We start from the raw sequence: 25,723 nt of genomic DNA, 5'->3' as shown, positions 1-25,723 counted from the left end.
TCGTTAAAATTCGTTCTTCCACTCACGAAGAGCAGTAAACACTGCAACAGGTGACGTATCTAAAGTGCGATTAGCGACAGATTTGATCACACTTTCTTGATTGCATCTTAGAAAAGGGTTGATCCAACGTTCTTGTTTGAGTGTGGTTGGAATGGTGGGTTTTTCTTGGCCACGCAACCGGATGACATCATCGCGGTATTGTTGCAACAAGTCGTTGTTAGGCTCGACCGCCAAAGCAAACGAAACATTGCTTGATGTGTATTCATGGGCACAAAATATTTCCGTCTCTTGAGCCAGAGCATTAATTTTGTTAATGGAGTCAAACATCTGTTCAGGTGTGCCCTCAAAGATTCGGCCACAGCCAGCAGAAAACAGCACATCGCCACAAAAGAGTTTGCCGTCTCCGGTATAGCCAATATGCCCTTTAGTATGGCCAGGAAGACCGAGTACCAAAAAGGTTTCGCCAAATAAATCCAGTTGATCGCCGTCTTCGACCGGAGTGGTTAACGTTGGAATTGGCTCAGAAGCAGGGCCGACAACCTTGGCATCAGGAAAGGCCATGATGAGATCAGAAACGCCGCCAATGTGATCATTATGATGATGGGTAATTAAAATGGCCTCTAAATCCAATTGGTGGTGACGTAAGTATTCTAAGACAGGTTTTGCATCCCCAGGGTCGACAATGGCGCAACGTTGATCGCTATTTTTAATCAGCCAGATGTAATTGTCGTTAAATGCAGGTATGCTTTTGATGGTTAACATATTTGGATCTCCGTTCACCAGGTATTGAGGCGGAAAAAATCAATGAAGCCAGCGCGCACCTCTCGAAAACTTAAACAACCCTATTCTTGGCAACAAATGAGAAATGGTCAATGGGTATCTGAATCTATTCAGATGCGCTTGGATGAATGGTGCCCAAAATTTTTTGGTTACCATATGCTCAAACTGGGTGGGCTCAGTTGTGAGATTACCACTTGCAACTGCAATATACAGCATCAAGTACAAGTGGATATGACTAACCCACTGCATAATGTCATTGCAGACGCTTACGATTTACCGTTTTCAGAGAAGAGCTTTGATACCATTTTACTGGCGCATCAGTTGGACTACTGCAATGACCCGCATCGGTTATTAAGAGAAGTTGACCGGGTTATGGTTGATGATGGCTACTTAATTCTGACTGGGTTTAATCCGATCAGTTGGACCGGTGCCTCCAGTATTTTACCATGGCGAAAAAATGATTTGCCGTGGAGTGGTCGGATGTATACGCCTAGCCGAGTGAAAGATTGGCTTGGCCTACTTAATTATGAAGTGGTGCACTCCGATTGCTACGCTCTGTTTCCGTTTAAACGCTATCGACCAATGTGGACTTGGATTGAAAACGGCGTAGGCCAATGCTTAACGTCATTTGGGACTCAGTATTTTATCGTTGCACGTAAACGTACTTACCCACTTAAACCAATCAAACCACATTGGCGATTAAAACGCAGCTTGTCGCCACTTAGTGCTAACTATCGAATTAAAACCAACGGCACACATATGGACTAATTGGCTGAGCGATAAACATACTTTTACGCGTTCATATCATACTTAGCCTTTAGCCTTTAGCCTTTAGCCTTTTTAGTTACTCGTCTCGTAGCCCACGTCTTCTTCAGTGGGAGCTTCTGCAGCGGCTCTGGCTATATCATCGCAAATTTCATTTTCTCGATGACCTGCGTGGCCTTTTACCCATCGCCAATCAACATTGTGCCGTTCGGCTTCTTTGTCGAGCGCTTGCCATAGGTCGGAATTTTTAACGGGCTTTTTTGCTGACGTTTGCCAGTCGCGTTTTTTCCAATTATGGATCCATTGCGTAATGCCTTGGCGAACATATTGGCTATCGGTGGTTAATATGACGTCGCAAGGTTCTTTGAGGGTTCTCAGTGCTATCACCGCTGCCATCATTTCCATGCGGTTATTGGTGGTGAGAGTGAAGCCTTTCGCGAGTTGTTTTTCGGTTTGTTTATAACGGAGCACGATTCCATAGCCACCAGGACCTGGATTACCTAGGCACGATCCGTCTGTGAAAATTTCTACTTGTTTGGTCATCATTTGATACTATTAACGAATTCGGTCAACTGTACATTCAGCAACACTGTACATTCATTAACTTAGTCTGACACATAAATCATTATGAATACCAGTAGCAATCCCCAGCAACATCGCATCATTGTACTCGATACCGAAACCACCGGTATGAATACCGAGTCTGGCCCTCATTACATGGGGCATCGCATCATTGAAATTGGTGCGGTAGAGATCATTAACCGTAAGCTTACGGGACGTCACTTCCATGTGTACGTTAAAGCGGATCGACCTATCCAGTCTGAAGCGGTACTGGTTCACGGTATTACCGATGAATTCTTGGTGGATAAGCCTGAGTATCGAGACGTACATAAAGAGTTTTTAGAGTTCATTGATGGCGCTGAATTAGTTGCTCACAATGCGCCCTTTGATGTTGGATTTATGGACCACGAATTCAGTATGCTCGACCCAAAAATAGGGAAGACCGAGCAATACTGTAAAGTGACTGATACCTTGGACATGGCGAAGAAAATCTTCCCAGGCAAGCGTAATAACCTCGATATTTTGTGTGACCGTTACGGTATTGATAACTCACACCGTACTTTGCACGGAGCGTTGCTCGATGCCGAGATTCTAGCGGACGTCTACTTGTTGATGACAGGTGGTCAAACCGACCTGAAATTCAACAGCGGTGAAAATAGCGATGGCAGTGAAGAAATTATCCGTGTAGCCAGTGGCAGAAAGGCACTTAAAGTTTTACGCGCATCGGCCGATGAAATAACTGCGCACAATGAGCGTTTAGACTTGGTTGAAAAAAGTGGCGCTTGCCTTTGGCGTTAATTGGGAGAATATATGTTACGGATTTTGCTTTGTTTGTGTGTTGTATTATTAAGCTGCGTAAGCCGAGCAGAAACGGAAACGACTCAATCATTATTGGATAATCGCTTTAGAATTGATTCAACCATATCCCAAGCTTCATTTGTTATTTACCGAAAAAAACGTTCACAGTCGGTGGTACTGGTTCGCCCTGATGGCACTAAGTACTACGCATGGCAACACCCTGAAAATGTGCGTTGGTACGAAGAGCCGGGTATGGATATCATTTCCATTGACGATCCAATGCGGGGTCCTTGGCAGGCCATTGGCAAGGTACACCCGAAAAACAACATCAAAATCATTTCCAATTTAACCTTAAACGTCGACAGCTTTCCTCAGCGTTTATACATGGACGAGAGCCTTAAATTTTCCGCTCGCCTTGAACAAAATGGCGCACCGCTGAATCTAAGAGACTTTTTAGACCGCGTTAATCTCAATGTTACCTTTACCAAGTATTTAGAAAACGAAGCATCGTTATCGGCAGAGGCTAGGCCCATCCCCCAAGTGTTGGGTACCTTTGAAGACGATGGCCGTGGCTTGGACGAAGTCGCAGGAGATGGCAACTTTACCGTTGAGTTGCCGATCGACATTGAGCCGGGTAAATACCGTGCTCGTGTTACCTCTGGTAATGGTGTTTTCCTACGTGCGATAGAGCAAGTGGTGTTGGTTTACCCGCCTCCGTTAACGGCGGCCTTTGCGCAAGCTCGTACGGAAGATAAAGAGCACAACTTCACCGTAACCGGGGAAGAGGGTGTGATAGCCCCAGGTTCCATTGCGGTAACGGTAGAGCAAACTTCTCCTGATGGCCTAGAGATGAACACTCAGGGTCAATCAGAAAAAGAGGGCACGAAAGCTTACTTTTCTCTGCCCAATAACAGCTTACCTGGCAAGCATACTTGGAGCGGGTCAGCCTATGCGACAGAAGCCGCAACAGGGCGAGAGCTTGTTTTTCACTTTAGAGAACAGTCATTCAGTATTGTGGAAAAGGTGGACGTAGAAAAATCTATGGAAGCTTTTAAGAAAGCACAAGAAGAAAAGCGCTTGCTAGAAGAGCAAATACAGCGAGAGATTGAACGAGAAGAAGAACGCTTCAATGGCATGATGATCCTTATTATCGGCAACATCGCGGTGTTTGTTATTGGTCTGATCGTTTGGTTTGTGATGAGGAAAATCAAGATGAAACGACAGCAGATACCTGAAATGCAGTTATCGATGCCGCCTAAAGATTAGAGTGGGCTCGTTGCTCAGTTAGAGCCATGAGTATAAACAATTAGGTTGAGCCCATAAAAATAGCCACATTTTTCAATGTGGCTATTTTGGTTTTAATCGGCTCAAAGCTCAAAGCTCAAAGCTCAAAGAGATAAGCCCCCCATGAAGTCGACATAGGGGAAATCTATTAGGCCACGGCATCCATTGAGGCTGCTGGGTATTTAGATTGAGCCGCGAGTTCATCAAATTCGAACTCATCGACATTGATGGTTTCTAAGCGGAGTTTTTCAGCCAGTATCAATAAATCGGCTTCGTCTTTGGTTAAAATCTCTTCTTTTAACCCAAGTTGAGCGATCTGATCTAACTGGGTAAATGGGCGGCGTTGCTCTAATGCTTTGCACACTTTAAAGAACAGGGGTTCAGCGGCCAAAATAACACTGAGTGCTTGCTCGATTTTACCTGCTGGGTTGTATTGCGTTGGTTCAAGGTATTGATCTTGACCTAAGCGAGAACGCGTTTCGCTTGGGGTCTGCAGTAACAGTGCCACCTTGCTGTCTAGTTGATCAGACGGTAGCTTACGCACACGTCCGTAAGGCATGATCAGCACGCGCAACGCACTGCCTATCCATTTGACTGGGAAGTTAGTTAGGAAATGATCAATCGCTTCTTCTGTTTGATATAAGCTGTCTTGTAAGCCCCAGTTGAGCAAAGGTAAATCTTCTTGTTGAGTTCCCTCTGTTTGGAAGCGTTTTAAGGTTGCGCTGCTCAAATACAGCTGACTTAAAATATCACCGAGCCGTGCTGATAAGCGCTCTTTTCGTTTAAGAGAGCCGCCGAGCACCGTCATTGAAATGTCCGATAGCAACGCCATATTGGCACTGTAGCGGTTCAATTGTTGGTAATAACGACGAGTTTCATCGCTGGTGGGTGCATCAGAGCCACGGCCATCGGTTAAGCCTAACCATACACTGCGAACAAGGTTACTCATGGTGAAACCAACATGACCAAACAAGGCTTTGTCGAAGTTGGCTAGAGCGTCGCTGCTGGTGGAGTGAGCCGCTTCCATTTCACTGAGTACATATGGGTGACAGCGAATCGCACCTTGACCGTAAATGATCATAGAACGAGTCAAAATATTTGCCCCTTCTACGGTTACCGCAATTGGTGCGCCTTGGTAGGCTCTTGCAAGGAAGTTCGATGGGCCTAAGCAAATGCCTTTACCGCCGACGATGTCCATCGCGTCGATGATGCTGCGTTGACCTCGGTGAGTACAATGGTATTTCACAATGGCTGAAATGACCGACGGTTTTTCACCTAAATCGATACCAGCAACGGTGAGTTTAGCAGCGGCATCCAATACATAAGCATTACCACCTAAGCGAGCAAGAGGGGCTTCAATGCCCTCCATGTGGCCAATGGGCTGCTTAAATTGACGTCGGATTCGAGCGTAAGCGCCAGTTGCAAGCGCCGCTGTTTTGATACCGCCTGTTGCGTTGGAAGGTAGAGTAATGCCTCGGCCAACACTCAAGCATTCAACCAACATACGCCAGCCTTGGCCTGCCATCTCTGGGCCACCAATGATGTAATCAAGCGGTACAAACACATCTTTACCGCGTGTTGGGCCATTTTGGAACGGAATATTCAAAGCGAAATGACGATTTCCTACCTCTACTCCCTCCATTTTAGTTGGGATAAGCGCACAGGTAATGCCTAGGTCTTGCGTATCTCCTAGTAAACCATCCGGGTCGCGCAATTTAAATGCTAGCCCTAGTACGGTAGCGACAGGGGCGAGTGTGATGTAGCGTTTGTTCCAAGTCAGTCGCATGCCAAGTACTTCTTCGCCTTGCCACTCTCCCTTACACACAATACCAAAATCAGGAATTGAGCCTGCATCAGAACCGGCTTCCGGACTTGTGAGTGCAAAACATGGGATCTCTAGACCTTGTGCCAATCTTGGCAGGTAATGGTCTTTTTGTTCCGTAGTACCATAATGTTGCAGTAGTTCACCTGGGCCTAACGAGTTAGGAACGCCAACCGTTGAAGAGAGCACGCCAGAAACGCCGGTCAGCTTTTGTAACACGATAGACTGTGCATACGCGGAAAACTCAAGACCGCCGTATTTCTTTTTAATGATCATGGCAAAAAACTTATGATCTTTTAAGTACTGCCAAATCTCAGGAGGTAAGTCTGCCAGTTCATGGGTAACTTGGTAATCGTTGGTCATGGCACAGACTTCGTTGACGGGACCATCAATGAAAGCACGCTCTTCTTCGGATAACTCAGAAGGTTTGATTTCTTCAAGTTTACGCCAGTCAGGCTTGCCTCTAAATAATTCAGCTTCCCACCAAACTGTCCCAGCATCCAGTGCTTCTTTTTCTGTTGTTGACATAGCCGGTAGCACTTTCTTAAACACGGTAAGTGCTTTGGCGCTGATCAGTGATTGGCGTAGAGCGGGCACGGCAACAATGCTAGCGACAATAATAAAGGCAACCCAAGCGATGGGGCCAATCGTGCCAAAGAAACTGCCAACAGCCATTACCGCGGCGATCAACCCTAGCGATTTAAATAAAGAAGACCGGTGATACAAGGGGATTCCTATTGCGAGCAAGATACCGAATGTAGAGAGCAAAATATCCATTTTTGTAGTCCTTATCGTTTTGACGTTTTCTTATAGTAATTATATTTAGTGGTCGTACCAGTGGGTTGATTGTAGTCTAAGTGTTAACCAAATGTAAAACCCCAAAGTGCTCAAAAAGTGATCTGAGTGAGGGGGCGGTTAGCAAAAGTGGTGCTAACTTAATCATTTATTGATGTTTGTTATTAACTAGAGCAAGGAACGACAACCAAATCTCGACACAGATTAAGATTTATAGGTAAACTCAGGTAAGAGCCGAATCGTAATGATTCAGTAGATCAAAAAAAACAGTAAGAGATATCCTATGTACCAAGATCTAATTCGAAGTGAACTCAATGAAGCGGCTGAGGTGTTACAGGCGTTTCTTTCTGATGATAAAAACATCGCCCAAATTGAAGCTGCAGCCAAGATGATCGCTGATTCGTTCAAGCAAGGGGGAAAGGTCCTGTCTTGTGGTAACGGCGGTTCACACTGTGACTCTATGCATTTTGCTGAAGAACTAACGGGCCGTTACCGCGAAAACCGCCCAGGCTACCCAGGTATCGCAATTTCAGACCCAAGCCACCTTTCTTGTGTGAGCAATGACTTTGGCTATGACCATGTATTTTCTCGTTATGTGGAAGCTGTTGGTTCAAAAGGTGATGTCCTATTTGGTCTGTCTACGTCAGGCAATTCAGGCAATATCTTAAAAGCCATTGAAGCGGCAAAAGCCAAAGGCATGAAGTCTATTGCACTGACGGGTAAAGACGGTGGCAAAATGGCTGGGCTGGCGGATATTGAAATTCGCGTACCTCATTTTGGCTATGCTGATCGGATTCAAGAAGTACACATTAAAATCATCCATATCGTGATTCAGTTGATCGAAAAAGAGATGGCGTAAGAGGAATAAAGGACTATGTGTGAGTTGCTCGGAATGAGCGCCAATGTGCCAACGGACATTTGTTTCAGCTTTACCGGTTTGATTCAAAGAGGTGGAAACACTGGCCCTCATCGTGATGGCTGGGGTATCACTTTTTATGAAGGTAAGGGTTTTCGTACATTCAAAGACCCGAATCCAAGCTGTCAGTCTAAGATCGCTCAGTTAGTACAAAACTACCCAATTAAAAGTTGTGCGGTAGTGAGTCATATTAGGCAGGCAAATCGTGGGCAAGTTAATCTTGAAAATACTCACCCGTTCACACGCGAGTTGTGGGGCCGGTATTGGACATTTGCACACAATGGTCAGCTAAGCGATTACGAAGGTAAACTGAACTCAGGGCGTTTTCGTCCTGTAGGTCAAACAGACAGCGAACTCACGTTTTGCTGGTTGTTACATCGCTTAGAAGAGCGCTACCCGGAAACACCAACAGACATGAACGAAGCGTTTGCTTATATTGCACAGTGCTGTGATGAGCTTAGGCAGTTCGGCGTGTTTAACATGCTGCTCAGTGATGGGGAGTATGTCGTTACGTATTGCACCAATCACTTGTATTGGATAACCCGGCGTGCGCCTTTTGGTAAAGCAAGTTTGATTGATGAAGACGTCACCATTGATTTTCAACAGGAAACGACACCAAACGACGTCGTTTCGGTAGTGGCGACTCAACCGTTAACTGATAACGAATCTTGGCATCGAATGAAGCCTGGTGAATACAGCGTGTTTCATTGTGGTGAGCTCACTTTAGGTAATGCAGAACAATTGGTCGATGTGGCATTTGCTGCGCCAAAGCCTGCAAGCCAAGCGCCGACAGAAGCGCTTTAGTGAAAGGCTCTTGTAAAAAAAAGGTCAGTGCATATGCACTGACCTTTTTTATATATCGTATTTTTTAATCTTGAGCGTAACCAGAACGCTCTAGAACTTTTCCATCCAACACAGCTTTACCATCTGTCATAGTTAAACGCTCTTCTGCGAGCCATTTGACCACTAGTGGGTAAATCTGGTGTTCTTGAGTTTGCACTCTGTCTTGCAATAGTTCTGGTGTGTCACCAGAGAAAATTGGCACATTTGCCTGCAAGATGACGGGGCCACCATCGAGTTCTTCAGTAACGAAGTGAACACTGGTGCCATGTTCTGCGTCGCCGGCCTCTATTGCTCTTGCATGGGTATCAAGACCCGGATACTTAGGCAATAAGGAAGGGTGAACGTTGATCATTTTGCCTTGATAGTGCTCGACGAACTCGGCAGACAAAATACGCATATAGCCAGCAAGCACAATAATATCAGGTTGATAATTATCGATGTGTTGCATTAGTGCGTGATCAAATTCAACTCGGTTAGCAAAATCCTTTGGGTTTACAAAGTGGGTATCACTCCCACTTTGTTCCGCACGCTTTAATCCGTAAGCGTCTGCTTTATTAGAAAAAACAGCGCTGACTTTACCCAAGATTTGACCGTCGTTACAAGCATCGATGATGGCTTGTAGGTTACTGCCGCTTCCAGATATTAAGACAACGATATTTTTCATAACTTAGCGGATCTCTACTTGTTCTTCGCCCGCTTTCGCGTCAGCAATCTCACCGATAACCCAAGCGTTCTCGCCTTCTGCTTTCAGTAGTTCAACAGCAGCGTCTGCTTGAGCTTTAGGTAGAGCGACGATTAGGCCAACACCACAGTTAAATGTGCGGTACATTTCGTGAGTTTCCACGTTACCTTTCTCTTGTAACCAAGAGAAGATAGCAGGCCATTCCCAGCTGTTGCCATCAACAACGGCTTTAGTGCCTTCAGGTAATACACGAGGGATGTTTTCCCAGAAACCACCACCTGTGATGTGCGAAATAGCATGGATATCATGCTCTGCAATCATTTTAAGTGCTGATTTGATGTAAATCTTAGTTGGTTGAAGTAATTGGTCGCCAATTGTGCGGCCATTTAATTCTTCGTTCAGGTCAGCGTTAGAAACTTCAAGGATCTTACGAACCAAAGAGTAACCATTTGAGTGTGGGCCACTTGAACCAACAGCAATTAGGGCATCGCCTGCTGCGACTTTTGTGCCATCGATGATGTCTTCTTTTTCAACTACACCAACACAGAAACCAGCCACGTCGTAGTCTTCGCCTTCGTACATACCTGGCATTTCAGCAGTTTCACCACCGATTAATGAACAGCCAGCTTGTACACAACCTTCAGCAATACCAGAAACAACATCTGCTGCTGTATCGATATCAAGCTTACCTGTTGCGTAGTAGTCTAGGAAAAATAGCGGTTCGCCGCCTTGAACGATTAGATCGTTTACACACATAGCCACAAGATCGATACCGATTGTGTCGTGTTTTTTCATATCCAAGGCTAGGCGAAGTTTAGTACCAACACCATCAGTGCCTGAAACAAGCACAGGTTGCTTGTATTTAGTTGGAAGTTCACATAGGGCACCAAAGCCACCAATGCCACCCATTACTTCTGGGCGACGAGTGCGTTTTACAGCACCTTTAATACGGTCTACTAGTGCGTTACCTGCATCGATGTCAACACCAGCGTCTTTGTAGCTTAGGGAAGAATTATTACCGCTCACGGGATAGTCCTCGAACTTAAGTGGATGTGAAAAACGGCGCTATTCTAACAGGGGTTGACCAGAAAAGGAAAACGTTTGCGTCAGTTTTTTTTAGTGACACATATTCTGAAATTCATTCTAGTTATGTGTATAATCGGAAGGTTTATTTAAAATAATGTCGGAGTTGGGAATGAAAGTTGTTGAAGTGAAACACCCTCTAGTTAAGCATAAAATTGGTTTAATGCGTGAAGGTGACATCAGCACAAAGCGTTTTCGTGAGCTTGCTACTGAAGTTGGCAGCCTGCTAACGTACGAAGCAACCGCAGATTTTGAAACAGAGCGCGTTACGATTAATGGTTGGGATGGCCCGGTAGAGGTTGATCAACTTAAGGGTAAAAAAGTAACGGTTGTGCCAATTCTTCGTGCAGGCCTTGGCATGATGGATGGTGTTCTTGAGCATGTACCGAGCGCACGTATCAGTGTTGTTGGTATATACCGTGACGAAGAAACACTAGAGCCAGTGCCATATTTCAATAAGTTGGCTTCTAACATTGATGAGCGTATCGCGTTAGTTGTTGATCCAATGCTTGCAACAGGTGGCTCTATGATCGCCACACTTGATCTTCTGAAAGAGAAAGGTTGTAAGATGTTTAAGGTTTTGGTTCTTGTTGCCGCTCCTGAAGGTATCGCTGCATTAGAAAAAGCGCACCCAGACGTTGAGCTGTACACTGCCGCTATCGATGAGAAGCTGAACGACAAAGGCTACATTGTTCCTGGTCTTGGCGATGCAGGCGATAAGATCTTCGGTACTAAGTAATCGAAGATGTTGGCTAATTAACTTAGTCGAACGCACGATAAAAAGGAAAGCACTTTGGCTTTCCTTTTTTCTAGCACTTCGCTTTTAGCACTTCGCTTTTAGCACTTCGCTTTTAGCACTTCGCTTTTAGCACTTCGCTTTTAGTACTTCGCTTTTAGTACTTCACTTTTAGCACTTAGCTCTTCATTTCATCTTCTTCCATTTGAGCATTATCAACAACGTGATTCTCACCCAACTCATGAGGTAAAATCAGGTTCAGAAGAATAGCTACAATGCCACATAAGCTCACACCCTGTAGGCTAAACTCACCAATACCGAAAGCCATGCCACCAATGCCAAATACAAGAGTAATCGCCACAATCACTAGGTTACGTGATTTGTGTAGGTCGACGTTATTCTTGATCAGTGTATTAAGACCAACGGTTGCAATAGAACCGAATAGCAAGATCATAATGCCGCCCATGACTGGAACAGGTATGGTTTGCAACAAAGCACCCAACTTTCCAACTAACGCCAGGACAATTGCAGTCACTGCAGCCCACGTCATGATGATAGGGTTAAACGCTTTGGTAAGCATCACTGCGCCTGTTACTTCACTGTAGGTCGTGTTAGGTGGCGCACCAAGCATAGAAGCGGCAATGGTTGCGACCCCGTCACCCGCGATGGTGCGATGTAAGCCGGGCTTTTTCAGATAGTCTTTACCGGTTACGTTGGAAATAGCCAACATATCACCCACATGTTCAACAGCAGGAGCAATGGCGACAGGGATCATAAAGAGAATAGCGTTGATGTTGAATTCTGGGAAAGTGAAGTTGGGCATGGATAGCCAACTCGCCTGAGCTACTGGAGTGAAATCAACCACGCCATAAAATAAGCTCAATGTATAACCAACGCAGATACCGCCAAAAATTGGTAGCAGCTTTAAGTAACCTTTTGCAAAAACACTGATGGCGATGGTGGTAAATAACGACGCACACGCAATGATCATTGCGGCATCACCGTCAATCAGTTGTACAGCGCCGTCACCTGTTTTGCCTAATGCCATATTGACTGCAACGGGCGCAAGACCAAGGCCAATCACCATGATCACAGGCCCTACTACTACGGGAGGCAGCAGTTTGTGGATAATGGCAACGCCTTTAACCTTTATCAACGCGCCCATCATGACATATACAACACCGGCTGCCATCAAGCCACCCATCGTCGACGCAATGCCCCACGTTTGTACACCAAACATGATAGGGGCAATAAACGCAAAAGAAGAGGCAAGGAAAATGGGTACGCTGCGCTTGGTAATAATTTGGAACAATAAAGTGCCGACACCTGCGCCAAAAAGAGCGACGCTTGGGTCTAGGCCTGTAAGCAGTGGAACTAAGACTAATGCGCCAAAAGCGACAAATAGCATCTGCGTTCCTTGAAGGATATTCGACATGTGACTGGGTCCTGTAAACAAAATTCGCAAGATACTAACATTTAGCAATCGTTTGCAATTATACATAGATCAAGTAAATGCAATTGAATTTACGAAAATGGCGCGTCAATTCTGTGTTAGTAGATCGACAAACAAGGGGTTGAACGTTGGATGGTGCTTGCCGATGAACCAAGAGTTGCTTATCATTTGTAGTTCATTCATTAGTGTAGAATTTTTATGTATCGAATTGCTTGTTTGTTGCTATGCGCATTGTCGCTGCCAAGCCATGCATTAACCAAGGTTGATGTATTCAAAACCGAAGTTGTTTTACCAAAGCAAGATAAAGCCGAAGCGGCCGCTCAAGCTCTAGGGTTGGAGCAAGTGTTGGTGAAAGCTTCCGGGCAGAAATCTGTCGCTAGCAATGAAGTGATAAGCAAAGCGCTACGCAGTAGTGGCCAGTATCTTTCTCAAATTGGAACGGGTTCAATTGCCGGTGATCCTAGCTTGGTCATGGCGTTTAATCCCCGACAAATCCAGAGCCTATTAACGCAAGCGGCCGTACCATACTGGACGCCCAACCGCTCCAACGTTTTGGTGTGGGTGGTTGAAGAAGACAGATATCAGCGTCAAATAGCCTGGGAACAAAGTGGTTCAAGCGCAATTACTCAAATTACAGAACAAGCGCAAACCCGTGGCTTACCAATTACGGTGCCTGTGGGGGACTTTGATGACGTGACCGGTATTTCTGCCCCTGATCTCTGGGGAGGCTTTGTGGCTCCTATCAGTAACGCGAGTGTTCGCTACCCAGCCGATGCCGTGTTAGTGGTGAGAATTCAGCATTTGTCTAACCGTACATCAGTGCGCTGGACTCTGTATGATCAAAAGCCTGAAGCCATGGTAAGTGAGCAAACGTCGCCAATGACCGGCCAGCTCTCAGGAGCGGTGGGCCCAGTTTTAGAGCAAGTTGTTGACCAAGTGAGTGATTACTTTTCTAGCAAGAGTGCGGTGCAAGTGTCTGACAGCTCAACTCAATATGTACTGACTGAGTTTATGGACGTGAGTAATGCTTCCGATTTCTTTAACTTAGAGTCTTTGCTTAAAGGGTTAAACTCTGTGGCAACGGTTGATGTCATGAAGATTCATGCAACGGGCATTACATTTAGAGTTCATTTGCTAGCAGCGCAAGCTGACTTTGAGCGAGAGCTGAGTAACTTTAAGCAAGTGCAGAAGTTTGAAATGGCACCGGAATTTGAGTTAGTAGAAAGCCAACCGGTAGATGAAACAAACACCGCGAATGCAGAAGCCGTTTTGGTAGATTCCAATGAACCTGACGTGGCGGTTGTCCCTGCCACTAATGAGCCTAGTGCTTCTGGATTCGATTCAAACACAGAATTGAATAATGCTGAAGGGGTTGGCCCAGAGGAAACGTTAGCTGAAGACACAGACGTCGCAGAAGACATTTACAAAGCAACGCTAGTTTATGAGTGGCTAGGATAAGCTTTTTCTATTGAGTGATGATAAAAGCAATAAACAATAAAAATGGCGGCCAAATTGGCCGCCATTTTTGTGTCAACTCTTTCGTCATAACGAGAAGACAGTCACTGAGTCTTTTGTTCGGCAATTAACCGTTTTCACTTTGTTCATACTTTGCTTTTTCTTGTTTTTCTACTTCAGATAAACGAGTGAGCTTTAAGCCTTGTTCGCGGCCTTTCTCACGAGCATATAAAGTATTAGCAACAAACGCGATGCTGGTGATCAATAGCTCGATACACGCAAGCAGGCGCTCACCGCCATCTACGTATATGAGAGTCAAAGCGTGCAAAAAATACAGCATCAAAACAAAGTTTGCCCATGCATGGGTATACGCTTTACCCGCTAAAATACCGCGCAAAGGCAGTAACAAAGGGATGCACCAAGCAATGGTTAAGGTTACGCTATTGATGTCTGGATGAGGAGATATGACCGATTGCCATAATGCCACCCATGCAATGAGAGCAAGGTTCGCCGTTAACGCAAGGTAGCGATACCCAGCTGTTTTCTTTTCTGACATGATTACTCCGTTAATCAGATATTTAGTATTGAGAACATTGCACCCAACACTGATCATTCTAGCCCGAACTTTGCTTAAATAATGGTGAGTACTTGCTCAGGCGGACGGCCTAATTTAGCTTGCCCGTTAGCAATCACTATTGGGCGTTCAATAAGTTTAGGGTGGCTGACCATGGCTTCAAATAATTGCTCATCAGTGACGTTTGCTTCGCCAAGCAGCAGTTCTTTATATATCGCCTCTTTGGTACGCATCATGTCACGCACATTAGGCAGTTGAAGTAATTCAAATACAGACTTTAGCTGTGCGGTACTCAAGCTTTCATCTAAGTACTTAACGATCTGAGGTTCAATACCACGTTCCTCCAGTAAACCCAGAGTTTCTCTGCTTTTTGAACAACGTGGGTTGTGGTAAATGACGACTGACATAACTTTCTCCTAGTTTTGAAGAGCAAAAAATCGATCGCGCTCGACACTTAATTGGTCGATTCTTGCGTCGTATTTTGCTTGTTTAAGACTTCCTAAATCAACCAGTTGGCTGGCTTCGCTATAATTTTGTATTGCTTTGGTCCAGTTTGCTCTTAGGGCAAATATCTCCCCTTTTGCGGCAAGTTCTTCGTCTGGGTTATCCAATTTTTTATGGGCATCGGCTAACAGTGACCAACCGTTAATGTCTTCTGGGTAGTCATGGGTATAGCGCTGTAAAATACGAACCGCTTTATCGACTTGATCGCTTTCATTGAGCAAGTTAGCGTAGTTAATCGTCAGTACCGGATTATTTGGTTTCTTATCCAGCGCCTTGGCTAGAATGTCGATGGCCGTTTGATGCTCTTTTTTATAGAGGTATAAATCTGCAATGGCGTCTAAATAGAAATTGTTATTGGGCTCTGTTTTCAACAACTCCAACAAGATGGGTTCGGCTTTGTCGAGTTTCTTGGTATCTAAGTAAGCCAGGGCTTTACCGTAACGGTAGGTCGGTGCTAAGGCTGTTGAAGCCTTTTTCAGTCGACGATCCATCCAGTCGATAGCGGCTTCGCTATCAATTCCAGCATGACGCGCTACAATTCGAGCTTTAGCTAAGTGGTACTCCAATGAGGGGCCAAGGCGTAAAGGCGGGTAGCTTTGTGCTCGCGCTCGAGAGTCGGTAATACGATCTTCTGGTAATGGGTGCGTTAACAACATGGGTGGCGGCTTACTGGCATAACGAAATTCGTCGGCAAGTCGGCCAAAGAAGCGTGGCATATCATGAGGGTCGAATCCTGCTTTAGACATGGTCACAATGCCAAATCGGTCGGCTTCTTTTTCATTTGAACGGGTGTAGTTTATTTGGCCTTGAATCGCCCCCGCTTGAGTTGCGGTAATGGCCGCGATACCTGCTTGTGGTGAGGCAATTGCCAGCAATAATGACCCAACTAACGCCGCCATGGTTGCGGGGGAGCGGTTTGCTTGCGCTTCCATCGCGCGAGCTAAATGGCGTTGTGTTACGTGCGCGATTTCATGCGCGACAACGGAGGCTAGTTCACTTTCTGACTTGGCATGGAGAAATAACCCAGAGTGCAGAGCAACATAGCCACCAAAAAAAGCAAAGGCGTTGATGTTGCGGTCTTGGATCATGAAAAAGTGGAACGGTGTTTTCACATCATTGGCGTGAGCAACAAGCTGATGCCCCAAATTACTGATGTATTCGTTGAGCACTGGGTCATGAACAATCGGCTGGCTTGAGCGCAACATACGCATGTATGCATCGCCGTAGCGGAGCTCTTGATCAATCGTCAACGTTGACGCTGCCGCAGTCCCTATGTCGGGTAATTCGTAACGGCTACCTTGAGCTTGTACCGGGCTGCTAAGAAGTGCGGCAATACATAAGCATAATGTGGAACGAGAGCGTTTATACATAAGGTTTCGTTGTACCCTGCTTTATTCTAATAGAGAACCATCGTTATTTGGACTACAAGTCACTGATATGGTTTCTTCTTTTTTATGGTATTTTGAGCGTAATGGTTTCTAATGATAAATGATTTAAGAGTTGTCTGCTGCTGTTGCGCAGTCACATTAAGGCGACCGCAACATTATTTATCTAAATAATGGCAAGTTTCGCTAATGAAAGGAAGAACAATCACCCGTTAAGCATTACAATGCTGCGATTATCATAAGCGCCGAGATAAAGAATGGAAGACCGGACACTGAATTTATGTGAAGAGCGTTGCCCTATGTCGCTTTTAAAAGCAAAGCGCTTCTGTGTTCACATGCAAGACGGCGAACGCGCTTCTATCTTAGTTACTGATAAGCAATCTTTGCGTGATATGGTACGATACTTTCAAACGCACTCCTTTTCCGTTCAGCTGGAAGAATGTGACTTAATTTCGACTTTAACCGTTCAAAAAGAGAGACAGTCCCCCCATGTTTGATATGGTAACCAGTTGGTATAAACGCCGGTTTTCTGATCCTCACGCAGTGAGTTTGATCGCCATTCTGTTGTTTGGCTTTGCCACTATTTATTTCTTCGGCGGCTTGATTACCCCTCTATTAGTGGCGATCGTTTTAGCCTACTTACTAGAGTGGCCTGTTAATCAGTTGGCCCGTTTTGGTGTGTCTCGCAGCTTTGCTGTGCCAATTGTGGTGCTGGTTTTCCTTGGCCTCGCTTTATTGGCCGTATTTGGTTTAGTGCCAACCATTTGGACACAGGTCGGGAACTTAGTTAACGACATCCCGAACATGTATAACGGATTGCAGAAATTCATATCAACATTGCCACAGCATTATCCTGAATTGGCCAATATGCACATTGTTGAAACTATCTTTGAAAAAGCAAAAACCAAAGCGCTGGGAATGGGCGAAACGGTTGTTAAGGGTTCACTGGCTTCTTTAGTCAGCATTGCCGCGCTCGCGATTTACCTAATTCTTGTGCCTCTTCTGGTGTTTTTCCTATTGAAAGACAAAGAAGAGATGTTGGACATCCTCAGTGGTTTTTTACCTCAAAATCGCCGCCTTGCGACCAAAGTATGGCGCGAGATGAACACTCAAATCTCGAACTACATTCGCGGCAAAGTGATGGAAATCCTCATTGTGGGTAGTGTCAGCTACGTAACATTCGCGATTCTGGATTTACGTTATTCCGTACTTCTTGCGGTTGCTGTGGGCTTGTCTGTTTTGATTCCATACATCGGTGCTGCAGCGGTTACCGTACCTGTTGCGATTGTCGGTTTGTTCCAGTGGGGGTTAACTCCTCCATTTTATTACTTGCTGATCGCATACGGCATTATTCAAGCCTTAGATGGCAACGTACTAGTGCCCGTACTGTTTTCTGAAGCGGTAAACTTGCACCCAGTAGCCATCATTGTTGCCGTACTGGTATTTGGTGGGTTATGGGGTTTCTGGGGCGTGTTCTTTGCCATCCCATTAGCAACGCTAGTGAAAGCCGTTATTAACGCGCTACCAGATGGCGGCGTAAAACCAGACAAAGAAAACCTGCCGCAAGAGTAGCTTTCTTGTTGGAAGACTGTTGAAACAAAAACACCTCGTCAAGTACGAGGTGTTTTTGGTTTTAAACTTTGGCTATCGAAGCTTAAGCTTGGTTTAAGTAATCCAAAACCACTTCATGGTGGGTTTTGGTTTTAAACTTATTGAAAACATGTTCAATAACGCCTTCTTCATTGATGAGGAAGCTGATGCGATGCAATCCATCGTAAATTTTCCCCATAAATTTTTTCTCGCCCCAAACGCCGAACTGATCTGCTGCTGCATGATCTTCATCAGACAACAGGGTGAAGTTGAGTTGGTCGCGCTCAATGAATTTGCCTAAACGTTTTACCGGATCAATGCTTACGCCAAGCACCACAACATTGTGGGCGTCTAATTCTGCTTTGGTGTCACGAAGCCCTTGAGCTTGCACAGTACAACCTGGTGTCATTGCTTTCGGGTAGAAATAAAAGAGGACTTTTTTACCTGCGAAATCAGCGAGAGAAACGGTATTGCCATCTTGGTCTAAAAGTGAGAATGCCGGAGCTGGGGTGCCTGCGGTTAAGGTATTCATTGAGCTTTCCTTTCTTTATTATGCTTATTGACTGTTTTTTATAAAATTAAGTGAGCCTTGCACTGCTAATTCGCTGCATAAGCTTTGAAATTCTTCTTCAAGCTGCATTAGGTTACAGTCATTATTTACTTCAGCCACAAGAGTAATATGAAACTGATCCTGTTTCTTGTCGAGCTTCAATTTGCTGATTGTTTGCGCACTTAAAGTCGAAATGCCAATGCCACGTTCTGCAAAGAACTCTGTGAAATTTTCAGTGAGCCCTAGTTTATCTTCTGACTCAACAAACACCTCTACGCGATACACATTGTCACTGACGGTATGAGGTGAGGTGCGCTTCATAATCGTGATTAAATCATGCTGTTGGCTGATGAGCGGTAAGCTGGTTTCAACTCGTGCAATGCTATTGTTGTTGCCAGAAAGTAGCATGATCAAGGTGAATTCATTGCCAAACAGCGCAATGCGACTATCGATGATATTACATCCAGCCTCGGTGACGAGATGGGTAACGCAATTGCTAATACCTGGGCGGTCTTCGCCAACGGCAGTAATCACTAAATGTTGTGGCATGATAGGCATTTTTTTTGTGGATGTTATTTTGCATGGTAGCACAGGAAATTGGCATAGGTAGTTAAGAGGCTTGAATAATTGCCGACTTCTTTGTGCCTTTTAAAGCGAGATAGGACAGGAAATGCTATCAACGCCAAATATTGACGTGAGTTTGTCATCTAAGCGGTCATGAACGCTTGTGTTTCTAAAGGATGTTACAGTACCATGCAAGATGAATTTGAAAAGGAGATGGACATGTTTTCAGGAAGCTTGGTTGCACTAGTTACCCCATTTAATGAAGAAGGTGAAGTCGATTACGATAGCCTGAAGAAACTAGTGGAATATCATGTTGCTGCGGGCACAGATGGACTTGTGGCTGTTGGAACAACGGGTGAGTCTGCAACACTAACGATTGAAGAGCATGTCAAAGTCGTCCAAAAGACAGTTGAGTACGCTGATGGCCGTATTCCTGTTATCGCGGGCACGGGTGCAAATGCAACTCATGAGTCAGTGACGTTCAGCCGATTACTGCAAGGTTCGGGCATTGTTGCCGTGCTAAGCGTAACGCCGTACTACAATAAGCCAACCCAAGAAGGCTTATACCTACATTATAAAGCCATTGCTGAAGTCAGCGATGTGCCTATCATTCTTTATAACGTACCAGGGCGTACTGCGGTAGACCTACTTCCTGATACGGTCGCTCGCCTTTCGAAGCTTGATAAAATCGTTGCTCTTAAAGACGCAACGGGAGATCTGTCACGAATTGAAAAACATCGTGAACTTTGTGGCAAAGATTTCATCTTACTAAGTGGTGATGATGCAACGGGTCTTGAGTTTGTGAAACTTGGTGGCCAAGGCGTAATTTCTGTGACCTCAAATGTTGCAGCTGCTGATATGGCGAATATGTTTAGGTTGGCTGCTGAGGGTAACTTTGCCGAAGCTGAAATCATCAATGAACGTATTATGACGTTACACAAAAACTTGTTTGTCGAAGCGAGTCCAATTCCAGTTAAGTGGGTGACGCTGCAGCTTGGTTTGATTGCCCACGGTGGCTTACGTTTACCGTTAGTCGAGCTAACTGAAGAAGCTCAACTTGTGGTTCGTCAAGCAATGACCGACGCTGGTATTATTTAGAAAATATTGAATAGGGGGCTTGCCCCCCTTGAAAGCATTAGGAGTACTGATGAAGCTTTCTGCTCAGCTAGTGACAGGTTCACTGGCTGTTTTTGTTCTAAGTGCATGTTCTAGTGATCCATCGGATCGCCGACAAGCCAAAGACGACTTCTCTTACCTTGAAACACCATCACTTCAACAGATGGTGCTTCCGGAAGAAGCAACACCACAGTTTTACCCAGACTTTGACATCCCATCTGGCGATTTCCATGGTGATCTAGGTAAAAGTGTTGATATCCGTCCACCTCAGCAAGTGCTGTCTTTGATTCCTGGTGCGCGTACTGAGCTAAAAGATGGCTTGATCACGCTTTGGCTGGTGAAAAAGGAAGAGAGTGATAAAGTGTGGCAAACCACTCTGGCTATGATTGAACATCACAACACAGGGATTCGCACTCAAACAGAGTCACTTATCGAAACCGACTGGGTAACTTGGAATTCAAAAGATGAAGATGTTGAACTTGGTTCTCGTTATAAGATCGAGCGCTTTGAAGCAAATCGTCGGTTTGGTTATAAAGTCGAATTAATCGATTGGCGTGAGGGCAACAAAGTCGTGCCAGTATCAACGGCAAACCGTGCAAGATATAACACGCTAATGACTAACTTAGTGATGTCTGCCTACGATCAAAATCTTCGTTTAGAAGCGGAAAAACGTGCCGAAGAGTTAGTGAAGCACATTCCTATTTCGATGGGTAAAGATCGTAGTGGCTTACCTGTCATCATAGCTCGTACACCATACGATGTATTGTGGCGTTTGATGCCAGAAGTTCTACCGACAATGGGCTTTGAGGTTGAAGAGCGTAATCAGTCTCAGGGTGTTATTAAGGTCAAGTATGCTGAGCCAAATGACGAATTCTGGCAAAGTGTCGGTGTGAAACCATTTGACATGGGCGGCAGCAAGTTTGAATTCCTAATGGGGGATTTAGACAACCGAACATCGGTGAACATTACTAACTCATCAGGTAAACCAGTAAGCGAAGAAGTGCTTGCAGAAATGGTGCCTGTGATTGCGACACTGATTGACCGTAACGCTGAAAACAAGCAGTGATTTGACTGCTAGCGTGCTTTAAATAATAAATAGGATACTCAAAGGTATCCTATTTTTTTTGCTCTTCAGCTTCGCGATCGCGGCTTTGCTTATCTAGTTCATTTAAACGGTCGAGATCTTGTGAGGCTCGAGTTGGTTTATCAAATTTCATTTTTGCGGTGTATTTTAGCGCCATAATATTGCCGATGATCACCGCCAACACGATAATTGTGATAACCCAAGGGTTGGTTAAGAATTCCATTGTGTGTCTCCTATATTAGTAACGTAGGTTCGGTATATATCATCTAAGCAGCTTAGCACGCTTTGTTGCCCTAAAATGGGATCAGCGATTAATGCCGTGTGAATGATGTCAGGCGTTAATAACTCGATAGCCGCTACTGAAACAGGTGCATAGCTGATGTGCCAAGGCTCTGCGGCAACACCACCTCTAAATACATCGTATGGCAAGAAAAAATCAAACTCAGGTAATGCGTGTTGCATCCAGTCGTTGAATTCTTGTTGGTGACCGCTATCGTACTCCCATGGTTCAAGCATGAGCCGAGTGTCATTGGGAAGCCTGTCTTTGGCATAAACATCAATATCGCAGCCCCAATGGTGACGGCTAGCGCCTGGCAGGGCAGACCATTTGAGAATGGCCGACATTTTTTCATTATCCGTTAGCTTTTCAGCGTCGAGCGGCTGTCCATTACCACTAAGAATCACCCTCTCGCCACTAAATTTTCCGTTCCAAATTGCGCGTTGACGTGAAAAATCCCGAAAGCCACTGGCAATACATAACTCAAACCCATCTTGCTTGGCCTTATTGTACAACGATAGCCAAGCCTGCTTCATTTGGTGATGAAGCGATAACGTTTGAGTAGCGGTTGATACTTCTATCAAATGCCCCACAGATTTGCCGGTGAGTTGTTCGGGATTCATCTTGTTTCTCGATTAATTCGGATTTATCGCATTATTTTGTGAGCAGCTTTTCGACCGTTTTTTGGTACATGTCAGTTAGCTTCTCTAAGTCTGCAACACTTACGCATTCGTTGACTTTGTGAATCGTGGCATTGACCGGACCAAGCTCTATCACTTGCCCGCCCATTTTCGCGATGAAACGACCATCAGATGTGCCGCCAGTGGTCAGCAGTTCTGGTTGTTGATGATTAACTTCCGCTACTGCTTCTACAACCGCTTCAAGTAATTTACCAGTACCTGTTAGGAAAGGCTGACCACTTAACGTCCATTTTAGATCATACTCAAACCCATATGAGTCAAGAATGGAATGTACGCGGCGTTTGATTTCAGTGTCGGTCAGTTCAGTGCTGAAACGAAAATTAAACTGAACATTGAATTCACCAGGGATCACATTAGATGCGCCTGTGCCTGCGTGTAGGTTAGGAATTTGGAAGCTAGTCGGAGGGAAAAATTCGTTACCGTCATCCCATTTGGTTGAGGCAAGCTCTGCCAGTGCCGATAAAGACAGGTGTACAGGGTTGATTGCTATATGTGGGTAAGCAACGTGACCTTGCACGCCTTTCACTTTCAGATCACCTGTTATGGATCCTCTGCGGCCATTTTTAACCACATCACCAACGTGATGGGTACTTGATGGTTCGCCCACGATACACATATCGATGTTTTCACCACGGGCCATCAGCGTATCGACCACTCGAGTGGTGCCATTGATAAATGGCCCCTCTTCATCAGAAGTAATGAGCATGCCTATGGAACCTTGGTGATCAGGGTGTTCAGCAATGAAACGCTCAAGTGCTACGATGATACAAGCCAACGAGCCTTTCATATCAGCAGCACCACGACCATGTAGGTGATCTTCTATGATGGTGGGCTCAAACGGCTTGGTGTGCCAATGGCTTTCGTCGCCAGACGGTACAACGTCTGTATGGCCTGCAAAGGCAAACAATGGGGCTTCTGTGCCACGGCGAGCCCAAAAGTTGAGTGTATCTTCAAATTCCATGATTTCGATCTTAAAGCCAATGGCCTCTAATCGTTTGATCATTAATTCTTGGCAACCTGCGTCTTCCGGTGTTACTGAGCGGCGGCTAATAAGATCTTTGGCAAGTGCCAATACCGGGCTGTCTGTCATCCTTGATGTTCCTTGTTAGCTAAATATGGCTGAGTATTGATCAGCTTTAAATCCAATATGATAGTTACCATCAACCACTAAAATAGGGCGTTTGATCATGGCTGAGTGTTCAACCAATAATGCAATGGCAGAGTCTTCATTTAGTGAGTCTTTTTGTTCTTGGCTTAACGCTCGGTAAGTGGTGCCGCGTTTGTTGAGTACCAACTCCCAACCTAGCTTGTCACAGAACGTCTCGACCAGTGACTTGTCGATACCTTGCTTACGGTAATCGTGAAATTCAAATGCGATTTCTTCTGCTTGTAGCCATTTTTTGGCTTTTTTTATTGTGTCGCAGTTGGGGATACCATACATGGTGATAGTCATGGGTGTTCCTTTTAAAAACTGAAGAGTAAATCCTAACAGGTTAGGCGTTGGGAGCAAGGAGAAAGGTATTGGTTGAGCGTGACATGAAGTGATGTCTATTTATAGCCGGCAGGCGGAATTATATAGGTGAAGCGTTTTATCATAACTAATTGGGGTATTTGCTCGAAAAATATCGGTCATACTTTGTAACTAAATATCAATATATCCACCTAAATTGACATGTTTAGCCGATTTAATTGGTTAATTATGGTGCAAATAGAACAAAGTTGATCAAACGCAACATCTCATGTGCTAGAACATAAATAATGGAGGCGCACAGCTTTAGGAGGTATCAATGGAATTGAATCCTGTGTTTGCGAGGCGCTTGTATTTAGCCCTTTTGGTTGAAAGTCTTGAAAGACCAAACGTCCCGAAACTTATTGAAAAAACTGGATGGCCGCGTAGAACCATTCAAGATGTGTTGAAGGCATTGCCCGGATTAGGGATTGAACTGATGTTTATCCAAGATGGTAGGCGTCACAACGATGGGTATTATCAGCTTTCAGATTGGGGGCCATTTGATTGCCAGTGGGTGCTGGACCGCCGAGGTGATATAGCAACCACGTTAGGTTTTTAACATACACCTCAAATCACACTCAATTTAGCGCAATTGATGTATCGCAGAGCCAGCCATTGCTGGCTCTTTTCGTCTCTGATTTACCATGTTTGTTGATCACTACTCGCATTGATATGCCGTTCCTAATAACGTGACGGATGTGGCGAATGTTTGTGGTTCTGAGAGGAGTATGGTGTTAGCCCCTAATATATGTGCCTTATTCTTTAAGCTATTAATTGCACCTTGCATTAAGGCATCATTGCCGAATAGAAAAAAACTATACCAATGCCCCTCGCTTCCAATAACCTCCCCCAAGTATTCACATTGATCAATCATATTTTGATTGCTCTTATGTATCTCAACTAAGCGAGCCTCATCATCAAGCAGGTTGCGCGGTGAGGTGCACCCCGCGAGTAAAACTAATAATGTAATCGTTAGGATGGATTTCATTACTGAATACCTAGCGTTGTGTAAGCGACAAAGCCAATCCAGCTAACGATTAATAAACACCAAGGTAACCACTGAGTTGGTTGTGACGGATTACTTTCTGGAGTGCTAGCTGTATCTGAAGTCACTTCGAGAGATTCAGTCTGTTTATATTTCCGCTCTTTCTTTTTTGCTCGGTCGGCTTGGCGTTGCTTCTCTTTTTGCTGTTTCTTATACAGCGCAATGCCTTTTTCAATGCCCTGAGCCACCAGTTTGGTTTGCTCTTTTGTTTGGCCTTGCTTTTGAGTTGCCTTGGCGATTTTCATGGCCTCAACTTGAGTTTGCTCAGACGGTATCACTTTTTTCTGATTCATTGCGTGTCTTGCCTTAGTGTGCTTTGATGACAGCTTATCATTTTTCCAATTGAAGAGGTAAGGGTGCGTTATCCTATTGAGCACTATGATAAACATGGTTTTTTGAAAGTGCCAGTGTGGCTGTGGTTAGGCTGGGTCTTCTTGGCAAAAGCTTGGGTGGTCTTTGTTGTCGCGGGTGTTAGCCGAGAGTCGGGTGGGAAGCTACTAGAGATAATCTATCCAGTAAGGGAAACCTTGTATATCGGTTTAGGCATGGGGTTGCCCTCCATTATTATGATGTGGCTTATAGGGCTACGTGATGCAAAACGGCCTATCATTAATCGTATCATGACCTATGCTCGTGAATTTTCTTTACTGATTACCGTCAGTCAACTTGGATTGGTGATTTATCAGATAATATTAAGTGGTCATCGTTTTAGTTGGGCACACTCAATTTCAGCGGTAATACTGGTGTGGTTCATCTTGTTTCTTTTGCAAAGCAAGCGAGTGAAAACTTGTTTACGAGCAAAGCATCTGGATTGATAATAGTTCATCATTATCAGGAATCTATACATATA

The 25,723-nt window shown here is 44.9% G+C and carries 30 protein-coding genes; 13 read left to right on the top strand and 17 right to left on the bottom strand.

From position 1 onward, the window contains the following. Positions 1-3: 3 nt before the first annotated feature. On the bottom strand, positions 4-762 hold the full coding sequence (gloB, locus tag QWZ04_RS20510; RefSeq protein ID WP_290330114.1) for a hydroxyacylglutathione hydrolase: 759 nt from the start codon (positions 760-762) through the stop codon (positions 4-6). Positions 763-804: 42 nt separating this feature from the next. Here gloB and QWZ04_RS20505 point away from each other — a divergent pair, with 42 nt between their 5' ends. Continuing rightward, on the top strand, positions 805-1,548 hold the full coding sequence (locus tag QWZ04_RS20505) for a class I SAM-dependent methyltransferase (protein WP_290330113.1): 744 nt from the start codon (positions 805-807) through the stop codon (positions 1,546-1,548). Between the two features lie 72 nt (positions 1,549-1,620). On the opposite strand, the gene rnhA is transcribed toward QWZ04_RS20505, so the two are convergent. Further along, complete coding sequence (rnhA, locus tag QWZ04_RS20500; protein WP_290330144.1) at positions 1,621-2,088, bottom strand: ribonuclease HI; 468 nt, start codon at positions 2,086-2,088, stop codon at positions 1,621-1,623. Positions 2,089-2,172: 84 nt separating this feature from the next. On the opposite strand from rnhA, the gene dnaQ reads away from it, so the two are divergent. Next, positions 2,173-2,904: a DNA polymerase III subunit epsilon gene (dnaQ, locus tag QWZ04_RS20495; protein WP_290330112.1), complete on the top strand. Its 732-nt coding sequence runs from the start codon at positions 2,173-2,175 to the stop codon at positions 2,902-2,904. A 12-nt stretch (positions 2,905-2,916) separates the two neighbouring features. After that, entirely contained in the window at positions 2,917-4,170 is a 1,254-nt protein-coding gene (locus QWZ04_RS20490) for a TIGR03503 family protein (protein ID WP_290330111.1), read from the top strand. 166 nt (positions 4,171-4,336) lie between these two features. On the opposite strand, the gene fadE is transcribed toward QWZ04_RS20490, so the two are convergent. Next, the gene (fadE, locus tag QWZ04_RS20485) at positions 4,337-6,787 is read right to left on the bottom strand and encodes an acyl-CoA dehydrogenase FadE (protein WP_290330110.1); all 2,451 of its coding nucleotides are present in this window, start codon (positions 6,785-6,787) and stop codon (positions 4,337-4,339) included. A 301-nt stretch (positions 6,788-7,088) separates the two neighbouring features. On the opposite strand from fadE, the gene lpcA reads away from it, so the two are divergent. Both lpcA and QWZ04_RS20475 read left to right on the top strand, forming a co-directional pair. Further along, positions 7,089-7,664, top strand: a complete 576-nt coding sequence (lpcA, locus tag QWZ04_RS20480) for a D-sedoheptulose 7-phosphate isomerase (protein ID WP_290330109.1) — start codon at positions 7,089-7,091, stop codon at positions 7,662-7,664. Positions 7,665-7,679: 15 nt separating this feature from the next. After that, positions 7,680-8,525 (top strand): class II glutamine amidotransferase, encoded by an 846-nt coding sequence (locus QWZ04_RS20475; RefSeq protein ID WP_290330108.1) that lies wholly within the window; start codon positions 7,680-7,682, stop codon positions 8,523-8,525. A 64-nt stretch (positions 8,526-8,589) separates the two neighbouring features. Here the strand turns inward: QWZ04_RS20475 and purN are convergent, their stop codons facing one another. Next, positions 8,590-9,228 (bottom strand): phosphoribosylglycinamide formyltransferase, encoded by a 639-nt coding sequence (purN, locus tag QWZ04_RS20470; protein ID WP_290330107.1) that lies wholly within the window; start codon positions 9,226-9,228, stop codon positions 8,590-8,592. 3 nt (positions 9,229-9,231) lie between these two features. Next, positions 9,232-10,272, bottom strand: a complete 1,041-nt coding sequence (purM, locus tag QWZ04_RS20465; protein ID WP_290330106.1) for a phosphoribosylformylglycinamidine cyclo-ligase — start codon at positions 10,270-10,272, stop codon at positions 9,232-9,234. A gap of 169 nt (positions 10,273-10,441) precedes the next feature. Here purM and upp point away from each other — a divergent pair, with 169 nt between their 5' ends. Next, entirely contained in the window at positions 10,442-11,068 is a 627-nt protein-coding gene (gene upp, locus QWZ04_RS20460; RefSeq protein ID WP_290330105.1) for a uracil phosphoribosyltransferase, read from the top strand. Between the two features lie 175 nt (positions 11,069-11,243). Here the strand turns inward: upp and QWZ04_RS20455 are convergent, their stop codons facing one another. Beyond that, complete coding sequence (locus tag QWZ04_RS20455) at positions 11,244-12,500, bottom strand: uracil-xanthine permease family protein (RefSeq protein WP_290330103.1); 1,257 nt, start codon at positions 12,498-12,500, stop codon at positions 11,244-11,246. A gap of 216 nt (positions 12,501-12,716) precedes the next feature. Between QWZ04_RS20455 and QWZ04_RS20450 the strand changes: the two genes are divergently transcribed. Then, positions 12,717-13,976 (top strand): DUF2066 domain-containing protein, encoded by a 1,260-nt coding sequence (locus QWZ04_RS20450; RefSeq protein WP_290330102.1) that lies wholly within the window; start codon positions 12,717-12,719, stop codon positions 13,974-13,976. A gap of 124 nt (positions 13,977-14,100) precedes the next feature. On the opposite strand, the gene QWZ04_RS20445 is transcribed toward QWZ04_RS20450, so the two are convergent. The 3 genes from QWZ04_RS20445 to bepA form a co-directional block, all read right to left on the bottom strand. Next, positions 14,101-14,529, bottom strand: a complete 429-nt coding sequence (locus QWZ04_RS20445) for a DUF2069 domain-containing protein (protein ID WP_290330101.1) — start codon at positions 14,527-14,529, stop codon at positions 14,101-14,103. A gap of 74 nt (positions 14,530-14,603) precedes the next feature. Next, positions 14,604-14,954: an arsenate reductase (glutaredoxin) gene (gene arsC, locus QWZ04_RS20440; protein WP_290330100.1), complete on the bottom strand. Its 351-nt coding sequence runs from the start codon at positions 14,952-14,954 to the stop codon at positions 14,604-14,606. Positions 14,955-14,963: 9 nt separating this feature from the next. Further along, positions 14,964-16,421 carry a beta-barrel assembly-enhancing protease gene (gene bepA / locus QWZ04_RS20435; RefSeq protein ID WP_290330099.1) on the bottom strand — a complete coding sequence of 486 codons (1,458 nt, stop codon included), beginning with the start codon at positions 16,419-16,421 and terminating at the stop codon, positions 14,964-14,966. A gap of 272 nt (positions 16,422-16,693) precedes the next feature. Between bepA and QWZ04_RS20430 the strand changes: the two genes are divergently transcribed. Continuing rightward, the gene (locus QWZ04_RS20430; protein ID WP_290330098.1) at positions 16,694-16,933 is read left to right on the top strand and encodes a sulfurtransferase TusA family protein; all 240 of its coding nucleotides are present in this window, start codon (positions 16,694-16,696) and stop codon (positions 16,931-16,933) included. Continuing rightward, complete coding sequence (locus QWZ04_RS20425; RefSeq protein ID WP_290330097.1) at positions 16,926-18,008, top strand: AI-2E family transporter; 1,083 nt, start codon at positions 16,926-16,928, stop codon at positions 18,006-18,008. Before QWZ04_RS20430 ends, QWZ04_RS20425 begins: the two co-directional genes overlap by 8 nt. A gap of 82 nt (positions 18,009-18,090) precedes the next feature. Here QWZ04_RS20425 and bcp read toward each other — a convergent pair whose 3' ends face one another. Continuing rightward, the gene (gene bcp / locus QWZ04_RS20420) at positions 18,091-18,558 is read right to left on the bottom strand and encodes a thioredoxin-dependent thiol peroxidase (protein ID WP_290330096.1); all 468 of its coding nucleotides are present in this window, start codon (positions 18,556-18,558) and stop codon (positions 18,091-18,093) included. Positions 18,559-18,582: 24 nt separating this feature from the next. After that, positions 18,583-19,125 carry a glycine cleavage system transcriptional repressor gene (locus tag QWZ04_RS20415; protein WP_290330095.1) on the bottom strand — a complete coding sequence of 181 codons (543 nt, stop codon included), beginning with the start codon at positions 19,123-19,125 and terminating at the stop codon, positions 18,583-18,585. Between the two features lie 234 nt (positions 19,126-19,359). Here QWZ04_RS20415 and dapA point away from each other — a divergent pair, with 234 nt between their 5' ends. Both dapA and bamC read left to right on the top strand, forming a co-directional pair. After that, positions 19,360-20,238 (top strand): 4-hydroxy-tetrahydrodipicolinate synthase, encoded by an 879-nt coding sequence (gene dapA / locus QWZ04_RS20410; protein ID WP_290330143.1) that lies wholly within the window; start codon positions 19,360-19,362, stop codon positions 20,236-20,238. Positions 20,239-20,287: 49 nt separating this feature from the next. Beyond that, on the top strand, positions 20,288-21,322 hold the full coding sequence (gene bamC, locus QWZ04_RS20405) for an outer membrane protein assembly factor BamC (RefSeq protein WP_290330094.1): 1,035 nt from the start codon (positions 20,288-20,290) through the stop codon (positions 21,320-21,322). Between the two features lie 49 nt (positions 21,323-21,371). On the opposite strand, the gene QWZ04_RS20400 is transcribed toward bamC, so the two are convergent. Genes QWZ04_RS20400 through QWZ04_RS20385 form a run of 4 tightly spaced genes read right to left on the bottom strand, consistent with a single transcriptional unit; the run spans position 21,372 to position 23,771 of the window. Beyond that, a complete protein-coding gene (locus QWZ04_RS20400; RefSeq protein WP_290330093.1) occupies positions 21,372-21,563 on the bottom strand; it encodes a DUF2897 family protein in 192 nt (63 codons plus the stop codon). Then, the gene (locus tag QWZ04_RS20395; RefSeq protein WP_290330092.1) at positions 21,551-22,240 is read right to left on the bottom strand and encodes a M15 family metallopeptidase; all 690 of its coding nucleotides are present in this window, start codon (positions 22,238-22,240) and stop codon (positions 21,551-21,553) included. Before QWZ04_RS20395 ends, QWZ04_RS20400 begins: the two co-directional genes overlap by 13 nt. Before the next feature lie 31 nt (positions 22,241-22,271). Then, positions 22,272-23,408 carry a succinyl-diaminopimelate desuccinylase gene (dapE, locus tag QWZ04_RS20390; protein ID WP_290330091.1) on the bottom strand — a complete coding sequence of 379 codons (1,137 nt, stop codon included), beginning with the start codon at positions 23,406-23,408 and terminating at the stop codon, positions 22,272-22,274. Between the two features lie 15 nt (positions 23,409-23,423). Then, a complete protein-coding gene (locus QWZ04_RS20385; protein WP_290330090.1) occupies positions 23,424-23,771 on the bottom strand; it encodes an ArsC family reductase in 348 nt (115 codons plus the stop codon). A gap of 334 nt (positions 23,772-24,105) precedes the next feature. On the opposite strand from QWZ04_RS20385, the gene QWZ04_RS20380 reads away from it, so the two are divergent. After that, a complete protein-coding gene (locus tag QWZ04_RS20380) occupies positions 24,106-24,387 on the top strand; it encodes a winged helix-turn-helix domain-containing protein (RefSeq protein WP_102522772.1) in 282 nt (93 codons plus the stop codon). 99 nt (positions 24,388-24,486) lie between these two features. Here the strand turns inward: QWZ04_RS20380 and QWZ04_RS20375 are convergent, their stop codons facing one another. Together QWZ04_RS20375 and QWZ04_RS20370 are read right to left on the bottom strand one after the other, a co-directional pair. Continuing rightward, complete coding sequence (locus QWZ04_RS20375; protein ID WP_290330089.1) at positions 24,487-24,816, bottom strand: DUF4156 domain-containing protein; 330 nt, start codon at positions 24,814-24,816, stop codon at positions 24,487-24,489. Further along, on the bottom strand, positions 24,816-25,166 hold the full coding sequence (locus QWZ04_RS20370; protein WP_290330088.1) for a DUF2956 domain-containing protein: 351 nt from the start codon (positions 25,164-25,166) through the stop codon (positions 24,816-24,818). The genes QWZ04_RS20375 and QWZ04_RS20370 overlap by 1 nt, the downstream gene beginning before the upstream one ends. Before the next feature lie 63 nt (positions 25,167-25,229). Here QWZ04_RS20370 and QWZ04_RS20365 point away from each other — a divergent pair, with 63 nt between their 5' ends. Beyond that, positions 25,230-25,688 (top strand): DUF2919 domain-containing protein, encoded by a 459-nt coding sequence (locus QWZ04_RS20365; RefSeq protein WP_290330087.1) that lies wholly within the window; start codon positions 25,230-25,232, stop codon positions 25,686-25,688. Positions 25,689-25,723: the final 35 nt, after the last annotated feature.

It is taken from the genome of Vibrio tapetis subsp. quintayensis, from assembly GCF_030409945.1.
Lineage (GTDB): Bacteria > Pseudomonadota > Gammaproteobacteria > Enterobacterales > Vibrionaceae > Vibrio > Vibrio quintayensis.
The sequence above is the reverse complement of the archived record's forward strand: the minus strand, read 5'-3'. Positions and strand labels throughout refer to the sequence as shown.